The organism is Herbaspirillum lusitanum P6-12 (assembly GCF_000256565.1).
Classification (GTDB): domain Bacteria; phylum Pseudomonadota; class Gammaproteobacteria; order Burkholderiales; family Burkholderiaceae_D; genus Herbaspirillum; species Herbaspirillum lusitanum.
The window spans coordinates 1-774 of record NZ_AJHH01000221.1; the positions used below are offsets into that span (position 1 = coordinate 1).

A 774-nucleotide genomic window follows, 5' to 3' on the forward strand; every position below is an offset into this window, starting at 1 on the left:
TGGCCGGCGGCGCCATGGGCGCGATGGACGAGAACTCGAAGATCGTTTTCGCTGACGCTTCGCAGGACACCGGCCGCCTGCTCGATCTGGTCGGCAAGATCCCGCTGCGCAACAATGACCAGTCGCAGATCCTCAATTCCGATCCGGTGAACAATCAGGCCGAAGGCAACGGCGCGGCGGACAATCACTTCACCTCCAACAATTCCGCCCAGGTCAATCCTGCCGCCACGAGTCAGCTGGCCAAGATCATCCAGGACAACGCCGGTTCGCTGACCAGCAACGGCCTGCAAAATCTGGCGTTGCCGTCGATCCCGATCCCGCCGGCGCCCGGTGACGACCGGCGCCGATTCGCTGATCAAACAATTGTCGCCGGAGATCTCGGAACGTCCGGGCTCGGTGCTGACGCCGATCGTGGTGGGCCCGCAGACACCGGCGATGACGCTCAACCTGCTCAACCTGACCACCCAGACCCAGGTCGGCAGCGTGTTGTACGGCAGCGGCGGCTCGCCAGCTTCGGCCATCGACGGTTCCAACTCGGTGCAGTTCGCACCGCAGGTGATCAACGCCGGCAACGACGTGCACACGATCTACGCCACCGGGAGCACCACGCAGAGCGACTTCATCAAGATTTTCAAAGTGAACGTCACCGGCGACGGCACCGTGAAATCGGTCTTGATCACCGGTGTGCCGTCGACGATGACGATCCTCAATGCCGTCAACCTTGGCGGCGGCAGCTATCAGATCACGCCGGCTGCCGGCGGAAATCCGCGCAAA

General features: G+C 62.9%; 2 protein-coding genes. One reads left to right on the top strand and one right to left on the bottom strand.

What is annotated here, in order from left to right:
• Nucleotides 1-359: hypothetical protein (locus HLUSI_RS27445; RefSeq protein ID WP_157137780.1), on the bottom strand; the 359-nt coding region annotated here is incomplete at its 3' end.
• Between HLUSI_RS27445 and HLUSI_RS27450 the strand changes: the two genes are divergently transcribed.
• Nucleotides 331-774: hypothetical protein (locus tag HLUSI_RS27450; protein WP_040503256.1), on the top strand; the 444-nt coding region annotated here is incomplete at its 3' end. The genes HLUSI_RS27445 and HLUSI_RS27450 overlap by 29 nt on opposite strands.